This is a genomic window from Pseudomonas juntendi (assembly GCF_009932375.1).
In the GTDB taxonomy this organism is placed as follows: domain Bacteria; phylum Pseudomonadota; class Gammaproteobacteria; order Pseudomonadales; family Pseudomonadaceae; genus Aquipseudomonas; species Aquipseudomonas juntendi.
The window spans coordinates 1-1,080 of sequence record NZ_BLJG01000326.1 but is presented as its reverse complement, the minus strand read 5'-3'; the positions used below and the strand labels follow the sequence as shown (position 1 = coordinate 1,080).

The following is a 1,080-nucleotide window of genomic DNA, read 5'->3' as shown; positions in this document are numbered from 1 at the left end:
CGCAGGTGGGTCAAGCCGCAACAGGCCCCATGGGGTCAGAGGGTTCTGGCGCGGTCGCGCAGCAAGTACTTCTGGATCTTGCCGGTGGAGGTCTTGGGCAGCTCACCGAACACCACCGTCTTCGGCACCTTGAACCCGGCCAGGTGCTCGCGGCACCAGTTGCTGATGTCGGCTTCGCGCGTGTCTTCGCGGCCGGGCTTGAGGGCGACGAAGGCGCACGGGGTTTCGCCCCATTTTTCGTCCGGGCGGGCCACCACGGCGGCCTCCAGCACTGCCGGGTGTTTGTACAGTGCGTCCTCGACTTCGATGGTGGAGATGTTCTCGCCGCCGGAAATGATGATGTCCTTGAGCCGGTCCTTGATCTCCACATAGCCATCGGCGTGCCACACGGCCAGGTCGCCGGTATGGAACCAGCCCCCACGGAAGGCTTCAGCGGTAGCTTCCGGGTTTTTCAGGTAGCCCTTCATCACGGTATTGCCGCGCATGAAGATCTCGCCCAGGGTGTTGCCATCGCGCGGCACGGGTTCGAGGCTTTGCGGGTCCGCGACCATCAGCCCGTCGAGGGTGGGGTAGCGTACCCCCTGGCGGGCCTTGATTTGCGCACGCTCTTCCAGCGTCAGCGCATCCCATTCCTCGTGCCAGGCGCACACGGTAACCGGGCCGTAGACCTCGGTCAGGCCATAGGTGTGGGTCAGCTTGATGCCCATTTGCTCGACGGCGCCAATGACCTTGGCCGGGGGCGCTGCGCCGGCCACCATCGCCTGCACCGGGTGCTCGATGGCAGCCTTGGCTGCCTCGGGCATGTTGACCAGGGCGTTGAGTACGATCGGCGCACCGCACAGGTGGCTGACCCGGTGTTCGCGGATCAGGTTCAGGACCTTTTGCGGGTCGACCCGGCGCAGGAACACGTGGGTGCCGGCCAGGGCGGTGATGGTCCAGGGGTAGCACCAGCCGTTGCAGTGGAACATCGGCAAGGTCCACAGGTACACCGGGCGATGGCCCATGGCCCAGGTCATCTGGTTGCCAATGGCGTTCAGGTACGCGCCACGGTGGTGATAGACCACGCCCTTGGGGTTGCCG

At 65.4% G+C, this 1,080-nt stretch carries 1 protein-coding gene; it reads right to left on the bottom strand.

All coding sequences use genetic code 11. The annotated features are described in order from the left end of the window. Positions 1–35: 35 nt before the first annotated feature. On the bottom strand, positions 36–1,080 hold a 1,045-nt coding region (locus tag GYA94_RS25505; protein ID WP_161893356.1), incomplete at its 5' end, for an AMP-binding protein.